This window comes from Vibrio sp. YT-16, from assembly GCF_033337405.1.
Classification (GTDB): Bacteria; Pseudomonadota; Gammaproteobacteria; order Enterobacterales; family Vibrionaceae; genus Vibrio; species Vibrio alginolyticus.
Map to the genome: position 1 here is coordinate 1 of NZ_JAWOQQ010000053.1, position 2,284 is coordinate 2,284.

Here is a 2,284-nt window from a genome sequence, read left to right on the forward strand (position 1 = left end):
TTGGGAGCAAAGCTCGTGTTGTAAAACACAGCTAACAAACTGCTCAAGAGGGATTCGCAACGCGTGGCATTTTTACTATGCGTTGAATTTAGTGATTAAGGTAGTTTGCGGCGGCTTAGGTATTGCGTTGCTCACCCCTTAGCAGGGCGTTAGGTTTCCTCAATATATAAACTGGAGATAAGAAAGGTGACATATTGTATCGCTTGGAAGACAGAGAGTTCGGCATATATATTTGCCGATAGTGCAGTCACAAAGCTTTCTGGTGATGAAAAAAGTGGGCTGGAAACTACATCTTTCTTGGAGAAGCAAGGACAAATTGAACAAGAAAAGTATGTAGTAGAGGGGGCTTACAAAATTTTTAGCGGTGACAATTATGCCATAGGGATGGCTGGTGACGCTTACTTTGCGACTCAGGTGGTAGAGTTATTAGATTTGCACTTAAGTGTGGGACGCTCAGTTGATGAAGCAATTAAAATGTCAATTGCTAACTTCGCAGATTTCTTCCAAAAGCCGTATATAGAACTGGTTATAATATGTTATTCAGATCGACCAACGGTTTTTACTCTCAATAATCGAGGTAATGATTTCTCAACTGAGCATGAAAACCTTGTACTATTGGGCTCTCCGACAGAAGACCTTGTATCGTACACTACAAATTTCTTTGATTCATTTCTTGAGTCTTGGAAAAATGAGAGCCATCTAGTGGACCGTGATGAGATCTTATTCGCTAGAATGTTGGGGCTGCTTCAAAGCTATGGAATGCATCGTTACACTTTGGATAAAGGAATCGGCGGAACTTATTCAGGTGTGAGAGTCCATGAGAACGGTTTATCTGAACAACCAGATACTTGCTTTTTGATCTCTGGGGAAAACCCCGCATTTGATACGAGAAAAATCGCAAGTGTATCATCGCGAAGTCGCTGTCTTTGTATCGTAAACTCGGATATGCCTGAAATTATTATCCCTAATAGAGTTTCAAACATTGAGGATGCCACATTAGAAAGTGCCGCTAAAAAAAGTAGGGATGTCTTCGATAGTGGTAGGTTCAAGTACATCATACTCCTTAATTTAACAAAGCACTCTGCTTGCATAGTAAATATGAATTATGAACATAATCACATGTTTTTAAATCTGGACATAAGAGACAGTAGAAAAGGAACATTAGGTTTCTTGATATCTCACAAACTCGAGCTTGATTTGAACAATGGATATGATAGTTCGAATGATACTGCAATTTATTACTATCCTTTCGTTTCTGCTGAAGCGGAGCAATTGTCTGAAATAGATAAAAATATAGAACAAATCAGGCTTGGAAAGTTATTCAACCAAGCTGTAGAAAAATACAAATTTATTATTTATCAGTCCGGCAAGCCAGTCGATTGGTTTTATGGTAATGCGGAATCTATGCTTCCTTTCTTCAAACATTATAAAGATCGGGAATACCTATTAATAGTTGATTTATCTACAGATTATGTTGTAGGGGAATTCGAAAATGGTAAGTTACTGTTCCCTGAACTGGACTTCCCAATAGATGAAGTTTTTAGCAAAATCCCAAGTAAGACTAGGCAAGAAGACATATTTATATTTGATGCCTATGTTCCGGGGAAGTCATCTCCTTACGAAATGAATGTTCTTGCCCAAAACATCGAGGAAGCGAAGCAGCAAGCAACAGCAACTCTGCAATCAGAGCATGGCGAAAACTGTGGTTTGATTTTCTCAGGTAAGCGTTTTTATCATCCCGTGTTTTATTGGATGTCTGAAACCTAACAAACTGTTTAAGAGTGATTCGCAACGCGTGGCATTTTTACTATGCATTGCGTTTAGTGTTTAAGGTGGTTTACGGTGACATCGGCATTACGTTGCTCACACCTTAACAGGGCGTTAGTACGGGTTTGACATCAAAGGTTATAAGTTTTGGTGTTTATCTGTTTTGGCGCTCGTCTTTACACCTTAAAGTTAGTGCCTTTCACGTTCTTTCCGGTGGCACTATATGCGGAGTGTTCGCTTTGATTTTACCGTTTACGGTTTCTAACTCTTAGCCTATTTCTTTGGCGCTTTTTCGCTTCCGCTGTACTTCCGAAGTGAATCCTATCTTTCTTTGAGTGTTGCCATCAAAGTGCGAGGATCGAATCCTTTTCTAATTTGAAGTGAGTGAAAGTAGGGGCGTTCAGTGCGTTTTTCTTCTAGCCAACTTTCGTCTCTCAATACGGTAAAGTTTTGTAGCTGCCCGTCTCACTTCAGTGTTCAAAGCCTTTCATATCATGCCACTTTTCAATATCTTGGA

General features: G+C 39.6%; 1 protein-coding gene. It reads left to right on the forward strand.

What is annotated here, in order from left to right:
- Nucleotides 1-186: 186 nt before the first annotated feature.
- Entirely contained in the window at nucleotides 187-1,767 is a 1,581-nt protein-coding gene (locus R7F07_RS24605) for a hypothetical protein (protein ID WP_171343498.1), read from the forward strand.
- The last annotated feature ends 517 nt before the right edge of the window (nucleotides 1,768-2,284 follow it).